Origin of the sequence: Mycobacterium aquaticum (assembly GCF_002086485.1) — a bacterium.
Taxonomy (GTDB): domain Bacteria; phylum Actinomycetota; class Actinomycetes; order Mycobacteriales; family Mycobacteriaceae; genus Mycobacterium; species Mycobacterium aquaticum.
In genome coordinates this window covers 43087-66764 of the sequence record NZ_MVHF01000033.1, presented here as the reverse complement: position 1 = coordinate 66764, position 23678 = coordinate 43087, and the positions used below count along the sequence as shown (strand labels likewise).

Annotated in this window: 18 protein-coding genes; 12 read left to right on the top strand and 6 right to left on the bottom strand. The window is 67.1% G+C overall.

Features of this window, described 5'->3' with window-relative positions; translation table 11 throughout:
* The first annotated feature begins 139 nt into the window (after positions 1-139).
* The 4 genes from BST13_RS26415 to BST13_RS26400 all read left to right on the top strand — a co-directional run bounded on the left by BST13_RS26415 (position 140) and on the right by BST13_RS26400 (position 5029).
* Positions 140-1330 carry an esterase family protein gene (locus BST13_RS26415; protein WP_083167215.1) on the top strand — a complete coding sequence of 397 codons (1191 nt, stop codon included), beginning with the start codon at positions 140-142 and terminating at the stop codon, positions 1328-1330.
* A 21-nt stretch (positions 1331-1351) separates the two neighbouring features.
* Positions 1352-2836: an FAD-binding oxidoreductase gene (locus BST13_RS26410; RefSeq protein ID WP_083167212.1), complete on the top strand. Its 1485-nt coding sequence runs from the start codon at positions 1352-1354 to the stop codon at positions 2834-2836.
* A 30-nt stretch (positions 2837-2866) separates the two neighbouring features.
* Complete coding sequence (locus BST13_RS26405; RefSeq protein WP_083167210.1) at positions 2867-3772, top strand: fumarylacetoacetate hydrolase family protein; 906 nt, start codon at positions 2867-2869, stop codon at positions 3770-3772.
* Between the two features lie 147 nt (positions 3773-3919).
* Positions 3920-5029 (top strand): GGDEF domain-containing protein, encoded by a 1110-nt coding sequence (locus BST13_RS26400; protein WP_083167207.1) that lies wholly within the window; start codon positions 3920-3922, stop codon positions 5027-5029.
* A 3-nt stretch (positions 5030-5032) separates the two neighbouring features.
* Here the strand turns inward: BST13_RS26400 and hrpA are convergent, their stop codons facing one another.
* Positions 5033-8968 (bottom strand): ATP-dependent RNA helicase HrpA, encoded by a 3936-nt coding sequence (gene hrpA / locus BST13_RS26395; protein WP_083167205.1) that lies wholly within the window; start codon positions 8966-8968, stop codon positions 5033-5035.
* 139 nt (positions 8969-9107) lie between these two features.
* On the opposite strand from hrpA, the gene BST13_RS26390 reads away from it, so the two are divergent.
* The 3 genes from BST13_RS26390 to BST13_RS26380 are packed head-to-tail and all read left to right on the top strand — an operon-like array spanning position 9108 to position 12434.
* Complete coding sequence (locus tag BST13_RS26390; RefSeq protein WP_083167202.1) at positions 9108-10937, top strand: acyl-CoA dehydrogenase; 1830 nt, start codon at positions 9108-9110, stop codon at positions 10935-10937.
* A gap of 23 nt (positions 10938-10960) precedes the next feature.
* Positions 10961-11677, top strand: coding sequence for a fumarylacetoacetate hydrolase family protein (locus BST13_RS26385; protein WP_083167200.1), 717 nt, complete (start codon positions 10961-10963; stop codon positions 11675-11677).
* A 34-nt stretch (positions 11678-11711) separates the two neighbouring features.
* Positions 11712-12434, top strand: coding sequence for a type 1 glutamine amidotransferase (locus BST13_RS26380; RefSeq protein WP_083167197.1), 723 nt, complete (start codon positions 11712-11714; stop codon positions 12432-12434).
* 182 nt (positions 12435-12616) lie between these two features.
* Here BST13_RS26380 and BST13_RS26375 read toward each other — a convergent pair whose 3' ends face one another.
* Together BST13_RS26375 and BST13_RS26370 are read right to left on the bottom strand one after the other, a co-directional pair.
* Positions 12617-14542: a DUF222 domain-containing protein gene (locus tag BST13_RS26375; RefSeq protein ID WP_083167194.1), complete on the bottom strand. Its 1926-nt coding sequence runs from the start codon at positions 14540-14542 to the stop codon at positions 12617-12619.
* Positions 14543-14668: 126 nt separating this feature from the next.
* Complete coding sequence (locus BST13_RS26370; RefSeq protein WP_095533716.1) at positions 14669-15580, bottom strand: mycobacterial-type methylenetetrahydrofolate reductase; 912 nt, start codon at positions 15578-15580, stop codon at positions 14669-14671.
* 157 nt (positions 15581-15737) lie between these two features.
* Between BST13_RS26370 and BST13_RS26365 the strand changes: the two genes are divergently transcribed.
* The 3 genes from BST13_RS26365 to BST13_RS26355 all read left to right on the top strand — a co-directional run bounded on the left by BST13_RS26365 (position 15738) and on the right by BST13_RS26355 (position 17728).
* Complete coding sequence (locus tag BST13_RS26365) at positions 15738-16499, top strand: alpha/beta hydrolase family protein (RefSeq protein WP_083167192.1); 762 nt, start codon at positions 15738-15740, stop codon at positions 16497-16499.
* Positions 16500-16552: 53 nt separating this feature from the next.
* The gene (locus BST13_RS26360) at positions 16553-17005 is read left to right on the top strand and encodes a 6,7-dimethyl-8-ribityllumazine synthase (RefSeq protein WP_083167189.1); all 453 of its coding nucleotides are present in this window, start codon (positions 16553-16555) and stop codon (positions 17003-17005) included.
* Positions 17006-17107: 102 nt separating this feature from the next.
* The gene (locus tag BST13_RS26355) at positions 17108-17728 is read left to right on the top strand and encodes a TetR/AcrR family transcriptional regulator (RefSeq protein ID WP_245839806.1); all 621 of its coding nucleotides are present in this window, start codon (positions 17108-17110) and stop codon (positions 17726-17728) included.
* 6 nt (positions 17729-17734) lie between these two features.
* On the opposite strand, the gene BST13_RS26350 is transcribed toward BST13_RS26355, so the two are convergent.
* The 3 genes from BST13_RS26350 to BST13_RS26340 all read right to left on the bottom strand — a co-directional run bounded on the left by BST13_RS26350 (position 17735) and on the right by BST13_RS26340 (position 20209).
* The gene (locus BST13_RS26350) at positions 17735-18892 is read right to left on the bottom strand and encodes an acyl-CoA dehydrogenase family protein (protein WP_083167184.1); all 1158 of its coding nucleotides are present in this window, start codon (positions 18890-18892) and stop codon (positions 17735-17737) included.
* A 45-nt stretch (positions 18893-18937) separates the two neighbouring features.
* Entirely contained in the window at positions 18938-19495 is a 558-nt protein-coding gene (locus BST13_RS26345; protein WP_083167256.1) for a hypothetical protein, read from the bottom strand.
* 81 nt (positions 19496-19576) lie between these two features.
* Positions 19577-20209 (bottom strand): cutinase family protein, encoded by a 633-nt coding sequence (locus BST13_RS26340; RefSeq protein ID WP_095533715.1) that lies wholly within the window; start codon positions 20207-20209, stop codon positions 19577-19579.
* A gap of 284 nt (positions 20210-20493) precedes the next feature.
* Here BST13_RS26340 and BST13_RS39500 point away from each other — a divergent pair, with 284 nt between their 5' ends.
* Positions 20494-20781: a YggT family protein gene (locus BST13_RS39500; protein WP_095533714.1), complete on the top strand. Its 288-nt coding sequence runs from the start codon at positions 20494-20496 to the stop codon at positions 20779-20781.
* A gap of 56 nt (positions 20782-20837) precedes the next feature.
* Positions 20838-23639, top strand: coding sequence for an FAD-binding and (Fe-S)-binding domain-containing protein (locus BST13_RS26330; RefSeq protein ID WP_083167176.1), 2802 nt, complete (start codon positions 20838-20840; stop codon positions 23637-23639).
* Positions 23640-23678 lie beyond the last annotated feature (39 nt).

Sequence of the window (23678 nt, the reverse complement as noted above, 5' to 3'; positions counted from 1 at the left end):
TGTAGGGCCGTCATTGTCCGTCGGTAAGCATCGACATCGAAACGCCTTGATAACAGCCGGGTTACGCCGGGCGCGGCCGCGTGGGGATCACAGGCTGCATTGTTAGCTTGCCGGTGTGACGGGGAGGTTTTTGAGCCGAATGGTATGGCGGCTGGCGGCCACCGCAAGCGCGACGTTGTTGGTGTCGGCACTGCTGAGTGTGGCCGGAGCGCAGCCTGCGTCGGCCTACTCACGCAAGGGCTTGCCGGTCGAACAACTCGAGGTCCCGTCGCCGTCGATGGGACGCAACATCAAGGTCTCGTTCCAGCCCGGCGGCGGTCCCGCCAGTGCCGGCGGCACGCCCGCGCTGTATCTGCTGGACGGCCTGCGAGCCCAGGACGACGAGAGCGGCTGGGACATCAACACCGCGGCGTTCGAGTGGTACTACCAATCGGGTCTGGCCGTCGTGATGCCGATCGGCGGACAGTCCAGCTTCTACACCGACTGGTACCGCCCCGCGGCGGGCAACTCGGGAACCACCACCTATAAGTGGGAAACGTTCCTCACCCAAGAGCTGCCGGCCTGGCTGGCCACCAACCGAAGCATCCGGCCGACCGCCAATGCGGTCGTCGGGCTGTCGATGTCCGGCGGTGCCGCACTGACGCTGGCCATCTGGCACCCGGCCCAGTTCATCTTCGCCGGCGCGTTGTCCGGCTTCCTGAACCCGTCGCAGGGATTGTGGCCCACCATGATCGGATTCGCGATGAAGGATGCCGGCGGCTACAACTCCACCGACATGTGGGGTACCGCCAACGATCCGGCCTGGCGGCGCAACGACCCGATGGTCAACGTCGGTCAACTGGTCGCCAACAACACCGCGGTGTGGGTGTATTGCGGCAACGGCATCTCCTCCGACCTCGACTCGGCCGGCGGCGGCTTCGGCCAGATGTACAGCGCGCAGTTCCTGGAGAACATCACCGTGGATTCCAACAAGGAGTTCCAGAAGCGCTACCAGGCCGCGGGAGGCCACAACGCGATCTTCAACTTCCCGCCCAACGGCACGCACAGCTGGGGCTACTGGGGCGCTCAGTTGCAGCAGATGAAGCCCGACCTGCTGCGGGTGCTCGGTGTCGGCGTACCGCCGCCGGCGCCGGCTCCGGCCCCCGATGCGGCGCAGGTGCCAGGTGCGGCGCCCGTCCCCGGTGCTGCGCAGGTGCCGGGTGCTGCTCAAGTGCCGGGTGCTGCTCAAGTGCCGGGTGCTGCTCAAGTGCCGGGTGCGGTGGCGCAGGTGCCTCAGGTCGCGCAGGTCCCGGCGGCGGTGGCGCCGGTACCCGCGGCGTATCCCCGGTAACCGACTCCCACCGGGCCGGGCATGACACCCGAGATCTCGCGCCAGGATTTCCTTCGCGGCGCGCTCGGTCTCGCCACTGTCACAGCGCTTGGCGCGTGCCGAGACGGGAGCCCATCTGCGCCCGCCGGTTCCGCGACAGCGGGCCCGACGACGACCGCAGGCCCGCCGGACTGGAGCGGACTGGCCGACTCACTCGACGGGCACGTCATCCTGCCGGCCGACCCGGAGTTCGGTTCCGCCAAAGGCATTTTCAACACCCGATTCGCCGAATCCACTCCGGCGGCGGTGGTCGCTGTCGGCTCGGCGAGCGACGTGTCGAAGGCAGTCGCCTTCGCCGCTGCGCACGCCGTCAAGGTCGCTCCCCGTAGCGGCGGACACTCGTATGTCGGCGCCTCGGCGACGTCAGGCGCGATGGTCGTCGACCTGCGCGGACTGCCCCGCACCGTCGACTACGATGACAGCTCGGGTCTGGTCACGGTCGCGGCCGCCGTCGATCTCGACACGGTGCAGAGCACCCTCAACGAGCACAGCCGGTCCATCCCCACCGGCAGCTGCCCGAGCGTCGGTGTCGCGGGCCTGACACTGGGCGGGGGTCTCGGAGCGGACGCGCGGCAGTACGGACTGACGTGCGACAGCCTGGTGTCGGCGACCGTCGTGGTTCCCGGTGGCGACACGGTCACCGCGTCATCGGGCGAGCACGACGACCTGCTCTGGGCATTGCGCGGCGGGGGCGGTGGATGTGGCGTGGTCACCTCGTTCACGTTCCGTACCTTCGCCACCGTCGACCGCGATGTCGTTACGCTGGTCTTTCCGGAATCTGCTGCAGCACAGGTGATCCACGGATGGCATGCGTGGCTGGGCACGGCGCAGCGCGAGATCTGGGGCATGCTCAACCTCACTTCGGGCCCAGGTCCCGAGCTGCAGTGCACAATCGTGTTGGCGGCGCCCGCCCGTACCGGTGGCCAAGCGGCCTCGGCCCTGGCGGCCTCGATCGACACGGCCCCGCTGAGCACCCGAACCCAGACCCTCGGGCATCTGGACTTCGTCCACTATTTCGAAGGTGGCAGTGACGCGACCCGGCCTCGGGCCTTCGTCGCGGGATCGGATCTCATCGCGGAAATGACCAGCGCCGCTGCAGATTCCATCGTTGCAGCCATGTCAGCCTGGCCGAAGGACGCAGGCGCCGCGACCGCCGTCATCGAGTCCCTCGACGGCGCGATCACCGATACGGCACCGGACGCCACTGCATTTCCGTGGCGTGGGCAAGCCGCGTGTGTGCAGTGGTACACCGAACCGCCGTCACCTCCCGCGATCGAGTCGGCCACCGGCTGGCTGCGCGATGCCCACCAAGCGGTGCAGGCGAACTCAGTCGGCGGGTACGTCAACTATGTCGAGGCCGGCATGCCCGCAGCCCGCTACTTCGAGCGCAACCTGGATCGGCTCAACACCGTTCGTTCGCACTACGACCCCTCCGGCCTGATCTACTCTGCGTTGGGTGCACAGTGACCAGGCGCCCGCCGAGACCGACGGAGCATCATGAAACTACGACGGATCCGAACCGATACCGGGCTACAGCTGGAATACACTGATACGGAAGGCGATTGGACGGCGCTGACGGACAGTACCGCGCTCGGCGGCAAGGTGTTCGACGCCGCATGGGAGGCGGCCGCCGCCGACCGCCAGCTGCGGCACAGCGAGCACCTGCTGCCGTTTCAGCCGCTGTCGTTCCGCGACTTCATGCTCTACGAGCAGCACAACATCGACGCGGCCCGCGGGCTGATCGAGCGCTTCCACCCGGGCCTGCACCGCGTCACCGCGCTCTACGAGCGGGTGACCGGCCGCCCGGTGCCCCAGTTCAAACCCAAGCCGCTGTTCTACCGGCAGCCGATCTACTACATGTCCAACGCGCAGACCTTCGTGCCGACGGGTACGCCGATGCCCATGCCCAGCTACTCGCGTGCGCTGGACTTCGAGCTGGAGCTCGGATTCGTACTGGCCGCACCATTGTTGGATGCGACCCCAGCCGAGGCCACCGCAGCGATCGGAGCGTTCGTGGTACTCAACGACTTCAGCGCCCGCGATGTGCAACGAGCGGAGATGGCGAGCGGGCTCGGCCCACAGAAGTCCAAGCACTTCGCCAGTTCGATGTCGGACACCGCCGTCACCGCCGACGAGATCCTGCCCCGCGTCGACGCGATCACCGGCTCTGTCGCGATCAACGGGTCCGTGGTCAGTACGGTGTGCAGCGCCGGGATGCAGCACACGCTCGGCGAGGTGCTCGCGCACGCGTCGCGCAGCGAGCAGCTGCTGCCGGGCGAGCTGTTCGGCACGGGCACGCTACCCGGCGGCAGCGGCATGGAGACCGGAAACTGGCTGCGTCGGGGCGATACCCTTTCCCTGAGGCTCGACGGGATCGGCGAGATCGAACACGTCATCGGTTGACGCCGACAACGGCATTGCCAATGATGCCCGTCGGTCCACTCAGCCACCAGAAACATCCGGCAGGACGGTAGCTGGCGAACCTCGCGTATCGGCAGCTACCGTACGTGAAATGTCGTACATTCCGCACATGCGGAGGTGTGAGGAACCATGGCTCGTGGGGTGATCGGGGCGCCGCAACAGCTTCACCAGTTCGACTGGCTCAGCACGTACATACAGGATCGGGGCCTACAGCGCCGCTGGCAGTGGGTGACCGCGCTGTACACCGCGGTGCTCGCGACGCTTCCGCTGCTGATGCTCTGGAGTCCGAACGGTCCCGATCATCCGCTCTCCAGGGCTGTCGCGGTGGGTATGGCCGCAGCTGGATTTCTCGGTGCACTCATGTGGCTCGTGCACTGGCCGAGCAGACGACAGTCGTCGCTGTTCCTGCTGGCGGCAAGCGGGATGACGGGCCTCGGCTGCGCGACGATGTCCAATCCGTACTCGGCTCTGATGGGTTGTGTGGTCTTCGCGGTGCTCGGCGGATTCATCGCCTACTTCCACACGCTGCGCTATGTCATCGGCAATTTCGCGGTATGTGCGCTATGCTCCGCCATCTTCGTGGTTCGGCTCATCAAAGACACCGGCGACATCGCCTTGGCCATCGCCGCCGCGGTGACGGTCGCGGCGCTCAACATCGGCGTGCCGTTCGGCATCCGGTCGCTGGTGCACACCCTGCGTTCGGATCTCACTGTGTCCGATCATGATCCACTCACCGGCCTACACACGCGGCGCGCCTTCTACCGCTCCGTCCAAGGCCTGCTGCGCCAGCAGGCCGCCGGGGCTCATCTGGTGGTACTCGTCATCGACCTGGACAACTTCAAACTGCTCAACGACACGTGGGGACATGCGCGCGGGGACTGGGCGCTGGCGCGGGTCGGCGCGGCGCTGCGGGACAACTGCCCGTCGGCCTCGGTGATCGGGCGGCTCGGGGGTGAGGAGTTCGTCGTCGCCGACATCCATCGCACCCCGCGCCCCAACGAACTCGCCGAGCGAATCTGCCGCGCGATCGCAGCCATCCCCTTCCCGACCACTGCAAGTGTCGGTAGTGCGAGCGCGCCACTCGACGCTGCCGCCGCATCGCGGGCATCGCAGTTCCTCGACGATGCCATCGATGCCGCCGACCTGGCCATGTACGCGGCCAAGAACGCGGGCGGCAACCAGGTCTGCCACCATGTCGATCTGCAACATGCGGCAGCAGCAGATGCAGACGGGCCGTGACCGTCAGTTCTGGATTGCGTTGATCGCCTTGTAGATCCGCTGCTCGCTGACCGGGCGCGGCGTGCCGAGCTGTTGAGCCCACAGGCTCACCCGGAATTCCTCTATCTGCCAGGCAATTTCCTGCACCTTCGGATCGGCCGCGCGGGCCGCCGAAAGCGCTTGGACCACATCGTCGTAGGCGTCCTCGACGGCGTGCACCCGGGCCATGCGCTCGCGGTCGGCCGCGACGCCCTGGGGCAACCGTTCGAGCCTGCGGGCGATCGCGGTGACGTAGCGGGCCAGGTCGGCCAGCCGCGCGGCACCCGCAGCGGTCACAAACCCCTTGGGCAACAAGCGGTCCAGTTGGGAGCGGATGTCGGCGACCGCGTCAGCTTGCTGCGGCGACGGCTTGTCCGGTAGGGCCACCTGCACCTCGTGAGCCGCGGTCAGCACGGCCTGCACGCGGTTCACCACGGCCGTGGTGGTCGGTCCGAGTTCCTTGGCGGCAAGCTGGGTCAGTGCGGTGAACTCGGCCTTGGTCCACACTGCCCGCTTGAGCAGCACACCGGCCGCGGCGTCGGCGCAGTCGTCGAGCAGGGCGGCCAGCGTCCCGTCGGGATTGGCATTGAGGGTCAGGCGTACGCGCGGACTCAGCCCGCGCTCGATCGCCTTGACCGGTGAAGGCACCGAGAGGCGCAACAGTCTGCGCAGGCCAGGACCCATCGCCGCGGTCTGCTCGGCCTGGGTCGCGAAAACCCGGATGTCGACGGCATTTCCGGTGTCCACGAATGCCGGATAGCCGCGGACGGTGTGGCCTGCCGAGGTCGTCTCGACAGTGCGGGGCAGCTCGTCGAGGTCCTCGGGCCAAGCTCGCAGACCGGTACGCTCGAAGTCGCCTCCGACCGCATCGGCCACCGCCTGGGCGACCGGCACGGCCAACTGCTCGCGCAGCGCATCGATGTCCTTGCCACGCGCCACCTCTTTGCCGTCAGCGGTCTCCACGGCGAACGTCATCCGCAGGTGGTCGGGCACCTTACTCAGGTCGAACGCCTCGATCGGCACCAGAATGCCGCTACGCCTGCGTAATTCGCGCTGCACCTCGTCCAACAATGACGCCGCGGAGGCATCGATGTCGCCGAGGATGGCGCGTGCGGTGTCCGGGGCGGGAACGAAGTTGCGTCGCAGATCCTTGGGCAGTGACTTGATCAACGCCGTGACGAGCTCTTCCCGCAGAGCGGGGACCTGCCAGGCGAAGCCGTCACCACCGAGCCGCGCCAACACCCCGACCGGCACGTGCACGGTGACACCGTCGTCGGCGGCTCCCGGCTCGAACCGATAGGTCAGCGGTAGTTGCAGGTCGCCCGCCTGCCAGGTGTCGGGATTGTCCGCGCCGTCCTCGGACCGCAACAGATCGTCGCGGCTGAAGGTGAGCAGATCCGGAGTGCGGTGCCGCTGCTTCTTCCACCACGCGTCGAAATGGCGCGCCGACACGATGTCAGCCGGGATCCGTGCGTCGTACAGCCCGTAGATGTCGTCGTCGCCGACCAGCAGATCACGCCGGCGCGCCCGTTCCTCGATCTCCTCGAGTTCGGCACGCAGCCGGGCGTTGTCGCGGAAGAAGTGGTGCCTGGTCTGCCAGTCCCCTTCCACCAGCGCGTGCCGAATGAACAGCTCTCGGGCCAGCTCTGGTTCGATCGAGGAGTATCCGACTTTGCGGCGCGGGACCAGCGGCAGCCCGTAGAGCGTCACCCGTTCGAACGCCACCACCTCGCCCCGCCTGGCCTCCCAGTGTGGCTCGCTGTAATTGCGGTGCACGAGATGTCCCGCCACGCGCTCGATGGCCTCCGGTTCGACCCTGGCGGCGATCCGGCCGAACAGCCGGCTGGTCTCCACCAGGTCGGCCACCACGATCCAGCGTGGCGGCTTCTTGGTCAGCACCGAGCCGGGAGCCAGCACGAACTTCGAATTGCGGGCACCGGCGTACTGTGCCCAATTTGCTCCTCGCGTGCGCGCCTGCGTCTCGCCCTCGCGCAACCCGACATGCGACAGCAGGCCCGCGGTCAGCGCGGCGTGGATGCTCGCCGGCTCGGCAGGCTGGTCGCTCTCGTTGATCCCGATGTCGCGCGCGATACTGCGCAGCTGCCCCACCAGGTCCTGCCATTCCCTGATCCGCAGGTAGTGCAGGAACTCGTCCCGGCACATCCGCCGGAACGCGTTGCCGGAGCGCTCGTTTCGCTGCTCACGCAGATAGTTCCAGAGGTTGAGGTAGGAGATGAAATCCGAGTGGTCGTCGGCGAACCGGGCGTGCTTCTGCCGGGCCGCCTCTTCCTTGTCGGCCGGACGCTCGCGCGGATCGGGGATCGACAGCGCGGCCGCGAGCACCAGCACCTCGCGCACACACCCTTCGGTGTCGGCCTGCAGAATCATCCTGCCGACCCGCGGGTCGAGTGGCAGCCGCGCCAGGCGGCGTCCGATGTCGGTCAGTTCGCCCACCGAGTCGAACGCGCCCAGTTCCTGCAGCAGTTGGACACCGTCGCGGATGCTGCGCTGATCGGGTGGATCGAGGAAGGGGAACTTCTCGATGTCGCCGAGCCCCAACGCCGCCATCTGCAGGATGACCGCGCCGAGATTGGTGCGCAGAATCTCCGGATCGGTGTAGCGGGGCCGGGATTCGAAGTCCTCCTCGGAGTACAGCCGGATACAGATACCGGGTGCGGTACGGCCCGACCGGCCGGCCCGCTGCGCCGCCGACGCCTGTGAGATGGGTTCGATCGGTAGGCGCTGCACCTTGGTGCGGCGGCTGTAGCGAGAGATGCGGGCGGTTCCGGGGTCCACGACGTAGCGGATGCCCGGAACGGTCAGAGAGGTCTCGGCGACATTGGTCGCCAGCACGATTCGTCGCCCGGTGTGGCTGGGCTGGAACACCTTCTGCTGATCGGCGGTGGGCAGCCGCGCGTACAACGGCAGCACCTCGGTGTTGCGCAGATCCTTCAGCGCTTCTGCGGTGTCCCGGATTTCGCGCTCACCGGACAGGAACACCAAAACGTCGCCGGGAGGTTCGGATTCCAGCTCCCGGACCGCGTCGACGATCGCCTCGGTCGGGTCTCTGATCTCGGTGCGCACGATCTCGTGATCGGGGTCGTCCGGATCATCGTCGTCCTCGGACACCACAGGCACTTCCAGCGGCCGGTACCGGATCTCGACCGGATAGGTCCGGCCCGACACCTCGACGATCGGGGCGTCGTTGCTAAATCCATGTTCGGCTCCGCCGAAGTGCGCCGCGAAGCGCTCCGGCTCGATGGTCGCCGACGTGACGATGACCTTGAGATCGGGGCGCCGCGGCAGCAATTCGCGCAGATACCCAAGCAGGAAGTCGATGTTGAGGCTGCGCTCGTGGGCCTCGTCGAGGATCAGCGTGTCGTAGCGCAGCAGCCGGCGGTCGCGTTGGATCTCGGCGAGAAGGATGCCGTCGGTCATCAGTTTGACCAGGGTGGAATCACTGGCCTGATCGGTGAACCGCACGGTATAGCCGACCGCCTCACCCAGCGGGGTACCGAGTTCGTCGGCGACGCGCTGGGCGACTGTCCGCGCCGCCAGCCGGCGCGGCTGGGTGTGGCCGATGGTGCCGCGGATACCGCGGCCCAACTCAAGGCAGATCTTGGGCAACTGGGTGGTCTTGCCCGAACCCGTGGCGCCGGCGACGATCACGACCTGGTTCTCGCTGATGGCCTTGGCGATCTCGTCGCGGCGCGCAGTGACCGGCAGATCCGGGTAGGTGATGGTCGGGACGGCGGCCTGCCGGGTGAGCACAAGAGCCTCGGCCGCGGCGAACTGTTCGACGAGGTTCGCGGGGACATTCCCGCCCCGGAGGTTCTTCAGCCGGCGGCCGAGCCGGGCGGCGTCACGGATGGTCAGGTCGTGGAGACGGGAGCGCAGCTCAGCGACTGACGGTTGGGACACTCGACCAAGGATAGGTGCATGCCTGTGGTGTGATACAGGTCATAGCACCTACTGAGCTGGCAACCTCCGGTTCCGTAGCCGTAGGTTGCCGAAACCTACGCTTGCGTACCCGAACTGGCGTCGGCGACGCTTGCCGATCGTGGGTCATTACATCGCCAACGTCCGGGACATCGAGTTCAACCTGTTCGAGGTGCTCAAGCTCGGGGAGATCTTCGATTCGGGGTCCTACGGTGACCTCGACAGTGACACCGTGCACACCATGCTCGACGAGGTGGCGCGGCTGGCCGAAGGTGCGGTCGCGGAGTCTTTCGCCGAGGCCGACCGCAATCCGCCGGAGTTCGATCCGGCCACCCACGAAATCTCCGTGCCCGGGCCACTCGCCAAGACCGTGCAGGCGGTCAAGGATGCCGAATGGTGGCGCATCGGCGTCGCCGAAAACGCCGGCGGTGTCCCCGCGCCCGCGGCACTGGTGTGGGCCGTCCAGGAAATGATCATGTGCGCCAACCCGTCTGCCATGTTCTTCTACGGCCTGGGACCGGCGATGGCGCACACGCTGGCCGAGGTGGGCACCGAGGAGCAGCAACGCTGGGCGCGCATGAGCATGGACAAGGGCTGGGCAGGCACCATGGTGCTGACCGAACCGGACGCCGGCTCCGACGTGGGTGCGGGCCGTACCAAGGCGATCGCCCAACCCGACGGCACATGGCACATCGAGGGAGTGAAGCGGTTCATCTCGGGAGGCGACGTCGGCGACACCGCCGAGAACGTCTTCCATCTCGTTCTGGCCCGCCCGGAGGGAGCGGGGCCGGGCACCAAGGGTCTGAGTCTGTTCTACGTGCCGAAGTACCTATTCGATCCGGACACCCTGGAACTGGGCGCGCGCAACGGCGTATATGTCACGGGCGTCGAACACAAGATGGGTATCAAATCCTCTCCCACATGCGAATTGACCTTCGGCACCGACGACGTGCCTGCGGTCGGGTACCTCGTCGGCGGCGTCCACAACGGCATCGCGCAGATGTTCCGCGTCATCGAGAACGCCCGCATGACCGTCGGGGTGAAATCGGCGGGCACGCTGTCGACGGGTTATCTCAATGCGCTGGCCTATGCGCGTGAGCGCTTGCAGGGCTCGGACATGCTCGCGATGGCGGACAAGACCGCGCCCCGCGTGGCCATCATCGAGCACCCCGATGTGCGGCGCAGCCTGCTGACCCAGAAGGCCTACGCCGAGGGCCTGCGGGCGGTCTATCTGTACACCGCTGCGCATCAGAATTCCGATGTGGCACTGCATGTTTCGGGTGCCGACGCCGGGCTGGCGCATCGCGTCAACGATCTGTTGCTGCCGATCGTCAAGGGGGTCGGCTCCGAACGCGCCTACGAGGTGCTCACCGAATCCCTGCAGACTCTCGGCGGTTCGGGCTTCCTGCAGGACTATCCGATCGAGCAGTACATCCGCGACGCCAAGATCGACTCGCTCTACGAGGGCACCACCGCCATCCAGGCGCTGGATTTCTTCTTCCGAAAGATCGTGCGCGATCAGGGCAGCGCGCTGGCACACGTCGCCGCGCAGATCTCGGCGACCATCAACGCCGAAAACACTGAGCTGCAGCCCGAAATCGCCCGGCTCGCCACCGCCCTCACCGACGTCCAGGCCATGGCCGCCACCCTGACCGGCTACCTGATGTCCGCCCAGGAGCGGCCCGAGCAGCTGTACAAGGTCGGGCTGGGGTCCGTGCGGTTCTTGCTCGCCGTCGGCGATCTGCTGATCGGATGGCGACTGTTGCACAGCGCGCAGATCGCTGCGGCGGCACTGGCAACCGCGAGCGAGCGCGACCGGCCGTTCTATCAGGGCAAGATCGCGGCAGCGAAGTTCTTCGCGCACAACATGTTGCCGCTGCTGACCTCGGTCCGCGAGATCATCGACTCGATCGACGGCGACGTCATGGAGCTGGACAACGCGGCGTTCTGAGCGCGCTGCGCGAGGATGGTCCGATGACCGACTACGTGATCCCTCCGCCGCGTCAAGCGTCGCTCCCGGTGAGCGGTAAGACCGCACGCTTTCCGATCCGGAGGGTGTTCTGCGTCGGTCGTAACTACGCCGCGCACGCGCGCGAGATGGGCAAGGACCCTGATCGCGAGCCGCCGTTCTTCTTCATGAAGCCGGCCGACGCGGTCGTCGACGCCGCGGGCACCATTGCGTACCCGTCGTTGACCTCGTCGTTGCACCACGAGATCGAGCTCGTGGTGGCGTTGGGGTCGGGCGGGCGCGACGTCGCCCCGGGCGACGCGTTGAACCTGGTGTGGGGCTACGGCGTCGGCGTCGACCTGACCCGCCGTGACCTGCAGGACGAGGCCAAGCGGCTCAGCCGGCCGTGGGACTGGTCCAAGGGCTTCGACGCGTCGGCCCCCTGCACACCGATCCACCCCGTGGCCGAAGTCGGCCACCCGGAGGCCGGCGAGATCTGGCTGCGGGTCAACGGCGATCTCAAACAGCGCGGCGATCTCACGGAGCTGATCTGGTCGGTCCCTGAGGTCATCAGTGCCATCTCGGCCGCGGTGGATCTCGCGGCCGGTGATCTCATCTTCAGCGGCACACCGGCCGGAGTCGGCCCCATGCAGGCCGGCGATGTGGTGTCCGGCGGCGTTGCCGGCGTCGCGGAATTCACGTTCACGGTCGGCCCTCCCGCCGATCCGGCACAGCCCCGGTGACCGATCGGGATCGGGGCGGGAAATAGCATGAGGCGTGGCATCGAAAGTACTGTTCATCCGCAATGACCCTGCCGAACCTGGGACTACGCTGGGTGAGGCCTTCGCCGAGAACGGGTTCGACGTCGACACGTTCACCGTGGTCTCGCGCGATCACCTGGAAAACCCGGCCATCGAGGTGGACTTTCCCGACCTGACCCGGTACGACGTGGTGGTCACGATGGGCGGGCGCTGGGGGGTGTACGAGGACGACCTGCGTGCGACCTGGGTCGGCGCTCAGATGGCCGCGTTACGGGAAGCAGCTGCCGCCGGCGTCGGTCTGCTCGGCGTGTGCTTCGGCGGCCAATTGCTCGCGCAGACCTTCGGCGGGTCTGTCGGCAAAACGGATGCGCCCGAGGTCGGCTGGTATGACATCAGCACAGACGACCCGCAACTGGTTCCGCCCGGCCCGTGGTTCCAGTGGCATTTCGATCGCTGGACGACACCGCCCGGCGCCGTCGAAATCGCCCGCAACGGCAACGCGCCGCAGGCGTTCGTGCTCGGCCGCACGCTGGGCCTGCAGTTCCACCCGGAACTCGATCCGGCGCTGCTGGAGGTTTGGATGGACGAAGACGAACACGGCGCAGCTGCTGCCGCCGTCGGCCTGACCCACGATGACTTACGTTCGCGGACAAAAGAACTCGCCGACGACTCGGCTGTGCGCATGCGCGCGCTGGTGCGCGGATTCCTGTCGCGAGTACTTCTCGCCGCGCCCCAGTAGGGTTCGGCGGAAGCCGAGATCAGCCGTCTTGTCCGACTCTGCTCAGTGCCTGGATCGGTGACGCCGTGGTGCCGTGGGCCGCACGCCTCAACGGCGTCCGGGGCGCAGCTACAGGCGACGGTGAGCCGCAGCGATGTTATGCGGCTCACCGCGCAGGTAGCTGCGGCCACCGTGGGTGATGGCTATGGGCCGCGCACCGCTTTGCCGCTTGGGGTGTGGTTGTTGGGTGGGTGGCACCGGCCCAACGACTCTGGGGTGAATGCCTCTGTGTCCCAGAGGTATTCGATATTGGGTATGGATGGATCGAAGGTGTTGTCCCGCTCTGAGGCCCAGTCGGGCCCTTGTTCCGAGGCCGGCACCCGGGTGAGGTCGGGTGTCAGGTCCCATTCGGGCTCGGGCTCCAGGTCCCATTCCGGTGTCCACTCGGGCGCGTGAACCTCGTCCGGTTCCGGTTCGCGGTCCCAGTTCTGAGCTGCGGCAGCCGGCTCCGGGATTTCCGCGGGCGCGCAGCATGGCCGCGACTCGAGGCCTGGCTTCGCTTCGGGTGGATGTTCTGCTTGGAGGTTCTGCTTGAGCTCGGGTTCAGGATCTTTTTGTGACTCGGGGTCCAGTTTGAACTCGTTGTGCGGCTCCGGATCCTGCCTGACCTTGGGGTGTGCTCGCTGTTCCCCTTCCCATGTGCGGTTCTGGACGGGTCTGGGCCCGTGCGCCGCACCCGGCATCCCGTCGGGGTCGTCTTGTTCTGGTGGGGTGAGCAGAAGTTCGGGGCGGTGGTGGTAGTTGATCCGATTTTGGCCGTGGTCAAGTCCGGGTGGGGGCTGCCATTCCACCTCACCGCGAAGATTGATGGTGGTGGTGAAGCCACCGTCGGTGTTCACGAGACGGTTGTCAGGGCCACACGCCAGAGCCATCTCGTCGATGTTGGTGTTACCACCATCAGCCCAATCCGCCACCGCGTGATGCACCTGGGTGCCGTAGGCGCCGACGGTGCAGCATGGTTTAGTGCAGCCGCCATCGCGGGCGATCAGCATGATCCGCTGGGCCGGGCTGGCAATCCTGCGGGCCCGAAAATAGTTCAAGGCGGCGCCGGTGGCCTCATCGAAGATCGCCAAGTGATGATTCGCGTGCCCGCCCATGCGAATCACGTCGCTGATGGGCAGTTTGATGCCGCCGCCGCTCATCCCGATCCCTGCGCGGCGTTCGAGGTCTTGCAAGGTGGTGCGGATGATGATCGACACCGGCAACCCGTTGAGCTGACCAAGATCCGTCATCAGCGCGATGCGTCCGACGACCAGTAGCGCATCGTGTTGGCGTTGAGCCAAGCTGCGGTGATCATTGTCGATCTGGTCTTGGGTGGGGGTTCCGCACGTGCACGGTTCGTCGTCATCCGGGTTGCACATGCCCGGCGCGGCGAACTTGGCGAACAGCACTTCCATCACGGCGGCGGCTTCAGGAGTGAGATTGGCGGTCAGTGTGGACATCGCATCACGGCCCTGTTTGGACATGGTGACTCCGCGTTTGCGGGCGCGTTCGGTGTCGTCGGGTTCGGGGCCGTCCTGATCGAGCAGAAACAACCGCAACTCGGCGGTTTCTTTGAGTTCTTTGGGGCCGACCCCGACCGCGACGCGGACCAGGTCGGCTTCGAACTGCTCGCGGGTGGCATGGTCGACGAAGGCGGGGAGCCCTTTGATCGCGTCGCGCAGCACCTTGACGTGGTCGGGATTGATCAGTCCGGCGCTCTGGGCGGCGGCCATCACCGGAAGCACCGGCGGCAGCGGCTCCCCGGTCAGGGCGCGGCGTGGCCCCAACTCAGCGGCTTCACCCAGCCGGCGGCCGGCTTCGGCACTCGACAGCCGCCACCGGATCCGCAGCACCTCGTTCCAGGATTTGGCGCCCAACTCCCGCGGTGTGGTGTCGGCCTGCAGCTGGGCCAACAGTCGATGCCACACCGAAGGCAGCTGACAGCTCAATGCCTCGTACTCGTCGAGCACCTCCATCAGTTCGGCGCGGGTCAGCGAACCGAATTCACATTCAGCGAACGCGTCGAACGCGGCTCGCAACCCCGCCGCCGCTTGGACCGCATCCGCCTGCATGATTCGAACATACATTCGACCACTGACATGTACGGCCGCCCTGTTGACACGTGAAAAATGCGCCCGCATGAGCCGGCGCCACCACCCGAACCCAGATCAACAAGCGCACCCTGACATGAGGCAACAGGGCCGCGTGAGCTACTAGTTGGTGCGGGCCGGCGACCAGTAGGCGAGCATCTCGGCGAACGTGGTGAACGCGGGCTTGGACACGCCGTAGGCGGCCTCGAAGTGGATGCTCAGCGGGAAGCCGAGGTCGGCCACCCCGTCGATCACCCTCTTGTACAGGTCCAGCATCAGCTTGCGCTTCTCTTCCGGATCCCGTTCGGCCAGTTGGCTGACGAACTCCTGTTCGGCAGCGACGGCCTCGTTGCCGGGATCCTGGATGAGCCAGTTGATCAGACCGACCTTGGTCTCCATCTTCGGCACGAAACCGAACGACAGCAGGATCTCGGGCCGGTGGTCGGTGGTCTCGGCGAACTCTTTGAGGAATCCGACGATGGTGTCGGAGTACAGCAGCTGCGTCATGCCGTAGGTCGCGCCGCGCTCGCATTTGAAGTTGAACCGCCCCTGCTCGCCGTCGCGGGTGGGGATCAGGATCGCGCCGCGGTTGGGAACCAGCTGCTCGTAGATCGACAGGGCATCGGTGGGCGCCACGCCCTCGCCCTCGCCGTCCTTCATGGTGCGGGGAACGCCGACGAACGCGATGCCGTCGAACCCGGCCCCGCTCAGATCCGTCAGCCGCCGGCCCAGTGCCGCCTCGTCGAGGAACGACGTCACCTGCGTGCACAGACCACGCATCCCGGGCAGTTCGGGCCGCAGGATGTTCCAGTAGTCGAGGACATCCATCCGGGGCTTCATCTCGATCGGACGGTCGTCGTCCTCATCGATCATGCCCGGGATCATCACGTGGCCGATCCGGCCGTCGATACCCGTCTCGGCCGCCAGCGCGAGCACTTTCCGCGCCTCGTCGACGGGGTACTGCACGCCGCGTTCCAGGTTCGGCGGGACGAGTTCCAGCGCGATGGTGTTCAGGGGCACGAACTTGCTCCACATCTCAATGCGTTCAGTCGCAGCATGCCGGGCAGCACTGACCAGCAGCGGCCGATGGCCTCCAGACTACGTATCGGCGCTGACGCTGTGACGGGCCGGTCACCTCGCCGGGTTCGAAAGTGACGGAGCAGACCGGGTACCGGCGTGGTACACCTCCTGCATGGCTGAACGCGTCACCTTCCCCAGCTCGACGGGTCCGATGCTGGCGGGCGTCATCGATCTGCCCGACGGTCCCATCCGCGGCTGGGGCGTGTTTTCGCACGGCTTCACTCTCGGCAAAGATTCGCCGGCCGCATCGCGAATCTGTAAGCAGCTCGCCAGCGACGGTATCGGCATGCTGCGCTACGACGCCCTGGGCCTGGGCGGTTCCGAGGGCGACTGGGGTGACGGCTCGTTCACGCACAAGGTGGACGACATCGTCGAGGCGTGCAGGTTCATGTCCGGACGCGGCACCCCGGCCGAGATCCTCATCGGTCATTCGTTCGGCGGCGCCGCGGTGCTGGCCGCGGCGCGGCAGGCCCCGGGAATCCGCGCAGTGGTCACTGTGGGCGCACCGATCGATCCGGTACACGTCGAGCATCAGTACGACGCCGTGCTCGAATGCGTCTTCGCCGAAGGCAGCGCGCAATGGATGGTCGGCGGCAAGACACTGACCCTCAAACGGGCGTTCGTCGAAGACGTCCGTGCCGCCCAGCTGCACGACAAGATCAAGGCACTCAAGCTGCCACTGCTGATCCTGCACTCGCCCACCGACAACACCGTGGGCATCAAGAACGCCAGCGACATCTTCCGCACCGCCCGGCACCCCCGCAGCTTCGTGTCGCTGGAAGGTTCCGAGCATCTGCTCACGGGTCCGGGCCAGGCCAAACGCGCGGGACGCATCATCGGCGCGTGGGCCGACGCATACCTCGGCGGTCGATAGCGGCTGAGGTAGCGTCTCGGCATGACCGACCAGCCCTTGCACGAGGAGCCGTAATGACTGACTCAGCCACCCAGATCGCATTTGTGCAGGCCACATGGCACCGCAACATCGTCGACCGGGCGCGCGAGGGCTTCACCGATCGGATCCGCACCGCCGGCTTCACCGATGACAACCTGGAATTCTTCGAGGTTCCCGGCGCGTTCGAGATCCCGTTGACGGCAAAGCGGCTGGCGAACAGCGGCCGTTACCGGGCGGTGGTCGCCGCGGCGCTGGTGGTCGACGGCGGTATCTATCGGCACGAGTTCGTCGCGACAGCCGTCATCGACGGGCTGATGCGAGTGCAACTCGATACCGAAGTGCCCGTGTTCTCGGTGGTGCTGACGCCGCATCATTTCCACGAGCACGACGAACACGTCCGGTACTTCACCGAGCACTTCGTGAAGAAGGGCGCCGAGGCCGCCGACGCGGTCACCGCGACCTTGGAGTTGCACAAGACGCTGGGATAGCGGCCGAACAGCTGGTAACCCCTCGAAACCGGTTGGTCGGCCGACCGCCGATCCACCGTAACATGAATCTCATTCACGTTACTCGTGTGGGACCATGCCTACGTGGTCACCCAAAACGGGTTACGTCGCCGACAGCCAGTGCAGGAGCGCAGCAAACGGCGCGTCGAACGCATCATGGCCGCTGCCATGGACCTGTTGGAGGCGGACGGGGCTGACGCGGTGACCACCCGGGCCATCGCCGAACGTGCTGACGTACCCGTCGCGACGGTGTACCAGTTCTTCCCGAACCGGGATGCCATCCTCTCGGAGATCCTCCTGGAGTATCTCGACCGACGCGATGCCGACGGCACAGCCATCCTGGGGACACTGACCCCGAGCAGCCTCGGCGAGGTCGTCCACGCACTCTTCGATTTCCACTACGAACACATGCGCACCCACCCGCAACTGGTGACGCTGCACTACAACAGCCTGGCCCGCGGCCTGCTCGCCGATCCGCGACTGCGTCGCGCAGAGTTCGCCAGCGCCCTTCACAATTCGCTATTGGCCTGGCGGTTACTGCGTCCGGACACCGATCCGCTGGTCACCGCCGTGGCCGTGGAAATGGGTAACCGTCTGCTCGAAGTCGCCCACCGGGCCGGGCCGGACGCCGATCGCGCGGTGCTCGCCGAAGGCGCCCGCGCACTCACCGCCTACCTGCAGCTCTACGCGGCCTCCGCCGACTGAGCCCGCTCAGATCGGGTTGCGGGCGATGAGTTGGGCCGCGATCACATTGCGCTGGATCTCATTGGTGCCCTCCCCGACGATCATCAGCGGGGCGTCGCGGAAGTATCGCTCGACGTCGTACTCTTTGGAGTAGCCGTAGCCGCCGTGCACCCGGATCGCGTCGAGCGCGATCTGCATGGCGGTCTCCGAAGCAAACAGCTTCGCCATCCCGGCCTCCATGTCCGCGCGTTCACCCGCGTCGAGTTTCTCGGCGGCGTCGAGAGTCAGCAGCCGGGCCGCTCGTTGCTTGGTCGCCATGTCGGCCAACAGGTTTCCGACCGACTGGTGTTTCCAGATGGGCTTGCCGAACGATTCCCGTTGCTGCGCATACCGGACGGCGTCATCGAGCGCGGCCTGACCGACACCGAGGGCACGCGCGGCGACCTGGATGCGCCCCACCTCAAGGCCGCGCATCATGTGCGCCCAGCCCTTGTTGGGCACCTCGCCGAGGATCGCGTCGTTGCCGACCCGGCGCCCGTCGAACACCAGCTCGCACGCCTCGACGCCGCGGTAACCCAGTTTGGGCAGCTTCTTCGAAACCACCAGTCCGTCACCGGGTTCGGTGAGAATGACGCTCATCCCGCGGTGGGCCGGTGTGGCGTCGCGGTCGGTGATGCACAACAGACCGAACAGCCCCGAGTGCGCGGCGTTGGAGATCCAGGTCTTGGACCCGTTGATGATCCACTCGTCACCGTCGGCGGTGGCCGTGGTCCGCATGGCCTGCAGATCGCTGCCGCCGCCAGGTTCGGTGAGCGCCATGGTCGCCCGGATCGACCCGTCGGCCATGCCCGGCAGATACTTCTGCTTCTGCGCGTCTGTGCCGAAGGTCTTGATCAGATAGCTGATCACCGAATGGCCGCCGATGGCACCGGCCAGGCTCATCCAACCGCGCGCGAGTTCCTCGGTGACGCGGGCGAAACACGCGGTGCTGACGTCGACGCCGCCGTACTCGGCTGGTGCGAGCAGCCCGAAGAAGCCCAGCCGCTTCATCTCCTCGATGAATTCTTCGGGGTAGATGTCGTCCTGCTCGTAGTCGCGCACCCGTGTCCTGACCCGCTGATCGACGAACTCCGACACCAGTTCGACCATCTGCTGTTCATCGGCGGTCAGCGTTCCGGCAGGCATGCGCTGGATTATGCCCGCACGCTCGGTTTCGAACGCGGATGCCCGCTACCGTTTGGCGCCCACCTCGGCGGGCAACGGCGGCGGTAGCGGCGTGGACGGTGTCGCCGACTCGAGCGGTTGCGGAACGTTCTGCGCCGTCGGCGCGTTCTGCGGCGCCGGAGTGCCCTGGGCCGTCCCTTGTGGCGCCGAGGCACCCGACCGGTGGAAATCGACCATGGGTTCCTCGCGGATGGTTGTGCTTCCCTGACTGACCACCAACGACTTTGCCGTGACCAGATAGGTGAAACCGCTGGACTCGGCACGGAAGCCCTCACCGGATGGCGTGGCGGGCGCGACCAGTTTGGCGCCGTCCCGCACCCGAACACCGCGGTACTCGAAGGTGCTGCCGGTCTTGCAGATCGCGACGCGCGAGGCGTCGGTACTGCCGTAGAGCACTGTGGCGTCGACGGTGCCGCATCGCGCGGTGGAGTCGACGAACCCTTGGGCGTCGGTGACCGGCCCGGCAAACGCGGGCACGGGTGCCACCGCCAGCAGCGCCGCACACAACGCACTGGCGGCGGCCAGCTGAGGCAACCGGCGCACTGACAACAAAGAACGCACCATCACCGTCCACGACACCACGCGCGACCGCGATGCGGGAGGGCCGAGTCCGACTTAGGACCCGATCGTTAGCTCCCCGAAACGTCAGAGGCGGCTTGCGACGAAATCGGCCGCGCGCTGGTTGTACGGCGGCAGTTCGTAATTGCTGTGTGCGGCGCGATCTCGTCCGCCCTGAACACAGATCGGGTCACCTGGGCTGCACTGGTCGATGGCCCGGCCCGCGAACAACCCGGTGCTCGACAGCGGGGTGCCGAAGCGTTGACCGGGATTGCCGAACACCGCCACCGCACGGACCGCGTCCGCGCTCGGCGGAGGCAGCGGCGGCGCCGACCCGAACGTACCGATGGTGCTGCCGATCGGCGGCACGCCCGCCAGCATCGATACCACCGCCGCGCCCTGGGAGAAGCCGCCCAACACCAGTTGCGTGCCCGGGCACTGCTCTGTCATCCATGCGATGTGGGCGGCCGCGTCGTTGGCGCCGTCGGCGGTGGTGAGGAAGTTGATGCCGGCCGGATAGTTCACGCCGTAGGTGCTCACCGAGCGGCCGCCCAGTTGTGGCGTCAGGGCGTCGACGAACGCCTGCCCCACCCGGCCGATGCCGGGTGGTTCGCCGGTGCCCCGCGCGAACACCACGTCGACGTCGGCGCACGGGTCGGCGGTTGCGGGGTGCGCCGAGACGACCACGGCCGTCGCGAGAAGCACGCCCGCCAGTGCCATCCGTGGAATCAGCCCCCGGTGCCTCATCCGCTGATCAAAACACACCGATCACGTTCAGCATGGCTATCCCGAAAACCCGTCCACCGGGCTAACCGGAAATGTTGTGGCACAAGTCCATTCATCGGCGCCACGAACGAAACCCTCGAAGTGCCCATCGGACCGGTCGGATTCGCACTGGCTCCGCGGCCAGAAGTGGCACTCGACACACGGGCGAAATCTTCAGCTACCCACAGCACCGCCTCAGGCGCGGGCCGAACACTCGACAGGAACGGAAGGAGCGTGCGGTGATCGCAGGTTTGCTCGGAATAGTCCTCCTACTCTTCGAATTCGTGCTCATTGCCCGCGTCGTCGTCGACTGGGTGGGCGTGCTGTCGCCTGTCGGGGCGCGCAGCAGCGGTGTGGAGTCCGCACGCCGGATCACCCACGGCATCACCGAACCCGTGATCCGCCCGGTGCGACAGGTACTCAGACCCGTGCGGCTGGGATCCGTCTCCCTCGACCTGGCATTCACCGCCGTGTTCGTCGCGGTGATCATTCTGCGCACCGTGATCGTGCCGATGATCCCGCTCTGACAAACGCATGCTGGGCCCGCTCGGGCTACCGAAAGCACTTCGGTACCGTGCGAACCATGATCGACGCGGCCGGCCTGGCCTCCCTCCTGGGCCGCGCCGGCGTGCGCGATGTCGCCGCCGACGACACCACCCGGGCGCTGTACACCTCGGATGCCTCGCTGTACCGGGTGCTTCCCCTTGTCGTGGTGCGACCGCACGACGACGCCGAGGTGGAGGCGGTGTTGACCGTCTGCCGCGGCGAGGGCGTTCCGCTGACGTCGCGGGGCGGCGGAACCTCGATCGCGGGCAACGCGATCGGCACCGGAGTGATTCTGGACTTCAGCAGGCACATGAACCAGGTGCTCGACATCGACGCCGAGTCCCGCAGCGCGGTGGTGCAGCCCGGGGTCATTCAGGCCGATCTGCAACGCCGTGCCGCCGCCCTCGGGCTGCGGTACGGACCGGACCCGTCGTCTTTCACGCGGGCCACCATCGGCGGCATGATCGGCAACAATGCCTGCGGATCACGCGCACTGGGTTACGGCCGTACCTCCGACAACCTGCTGCGGGTCCGCGGCTTTACGGGGTCGGGCGCCCGGCTGGACACCGCCGTCACCGGCGAGGGCCCGACGATGGCGGCGCTACGCGAGGTCACCGCCGCTCATCTGGGCACCATCCGCACCGAGCTCGGGACGTTCGGACGCCAGGTATCCGGCTACGCACTCGAACACCTCGCTCCCGAGCGCGGTTTCGACGTCACCCGGATGATGGCCGGCTCGGAGGGCACCCTCGCGGTGCTCACCGAGGCCACGGTCGGGCTGGTGATCGATCCGGTCCACGCGGTGTTGGTGGTGCTGGGCTACGACGACATAGCCACGGCCGGCGACGCGGCGCCCGGCGTCCTGGCCTTCTCCCCCACGGCGTGCGAGGGCATCGACTCGCGGATCGTGAACGTGGTGACCGAGCGGCGCGGACCGGGCGCCGTTCCCCCGCTGCCCCGTGGCAATGCATGGCTCTTCGTCGAGATCGCCGGTGACGACCTCGACGAGGCGCTCGGCCGTGCCGAACGCGTGGCCACCGGATGTGGTGCCGTGGCGGCCCGCGTCGTCACCGACGCCGCAGAGAAGGCTGCGCTGTGGCGCATCCGCGCCGACGGTGCGGGGTTGTCGTCACGGAGCCCGGCCGGTAGACCGGCCCATGCGGGCTGGGAGGACGCCGCGGTACCGCCCCGCCAGCTCGGCTCCTATCTGCGCGAATTCGACTCTCTGATGACCGATTTCGGCGTCAGCGGCTTGCCATACGGGCATTTCGGCGACGGCTGCCTGCACATCCGGATCGACTGGCCGCTCGATCGTCCCGGCGGCATCGCGGGGTTCCGCGAATTCCTCATGGCGGCAACGCGTCTCGTGGTCGGCTACCACGGTTCACTGTCGGGGGAACACGGCGACGGCCGGGCCCGCAGCGAGCTGCTGGCCATGATGTACTCACCCGCTGCGCTCTCGGCCTTCGCTGCCGTCAAACACGTCTTCGACCCCGACAATGTGCTCAACCCCGGGGTGATCGTCGACCCTCGCCCGCTCGATGCGGACCTGCGGATCCCCGCGGCGCCCGCGTTGCGGCGCGATCTCGCCTTCGCCTACCGGCACGACGGTGGGGATTTCAGCCAGGCCGTGCACCGCTGCACCGGGGTTGGCAAGTGCCGGGCCGACAACCGGACGACCGGCGGCGTGATGTGCCCGTCGTATCTCGCGACGCGCGATGAGAAGGATTCGACCCGCGGCCGCGCCCGGGCGCTGCAGGAGATGATCAACGGCACCGCGGTCACCGGCGGTTGGCGCGCGCGGGAGGTGCACGAGGCCCTCGATCTGTGCTTGTCCTGCAAGGGATGCACGTCGGACTGCCCGACCGGAGTGGATATGCCGATGTTCAAATCCGAAGTGCTGCACCAGAGTTACCGACGACGACTGCGTCCACCCGCACACTACTCGCTCGGCTGGCTGCCGCGCTGGGCACGGCTCGCCAGTAGAGCCCCCGGCCTGGTCAACTCCGCGGCGCGGCTGCCCGGCGTGGACCGCCTGGCACTGCGCGGTGCGGGCATCGACTACCGTCGCGCCATTCCGCCGTTTGCCCGGCAGACCTTCCGCGACTGGTTCGCCGGCACGCACACCCAACCGGTGGGCGGTGACCCGGTGATGCTTTTCGTCGACACGTTCACCAACTACTTCACCCCGGAGGTCGGTCGGGCCGCCGTGGCCGTGCTGGAGGCCGCCGGCCTGCGGGTGCAGTTGACGCAGCGTCAGCGGTGCTGCGCTTTGACATGGATCAGCACCGGGCAGCTCGACGCTGCCAGACGCATCCTGGGCCGCACGATCGACGCGCTGACCGAAACCGCCCGCTCCGGTGTTCCCATCGTCGGCCTCGAACCGTCCTGCACGGCCGTACTGCGCTCGGACGCCGCCGAACTGCTCGGCGAAAAGGCCACACCGGTCGCGGCCGCCACGCGCACGCTCGCCGAGTTGCTCACCGAAAGGTCTTGGCAGCCACCGCAACTCGACGGCACCGCGGTGGTGGCGCAACCGCACTGTCACCATCACGCGGTGATGACGTGGGATGCCGACGCTGCGCTGCTTGGGCGCGCCGGTGCGGATGTCCGGAAGCTGGGTGGATGTTGTGGCCTGGCAGGCAATTTCGGGGTGGAGCAAGGACACTACGAGGTGTCCGTCGCGATCGCCGAGCAGCAGTTGCTGCCTGCCGTGCGCGAGGCGGCACCGGGCACGGTGGTGCTGGCCGACGGGTACTCGTGCCGCACCCAACTGCACGACCTGGCCGACACCCGCGGACTGCACCTCGCCGAACTGCTGGCCGCGCGGCTGGAATGAAACCGCGAACACATCGGTTCGTATAAGTCGTCGCAACTG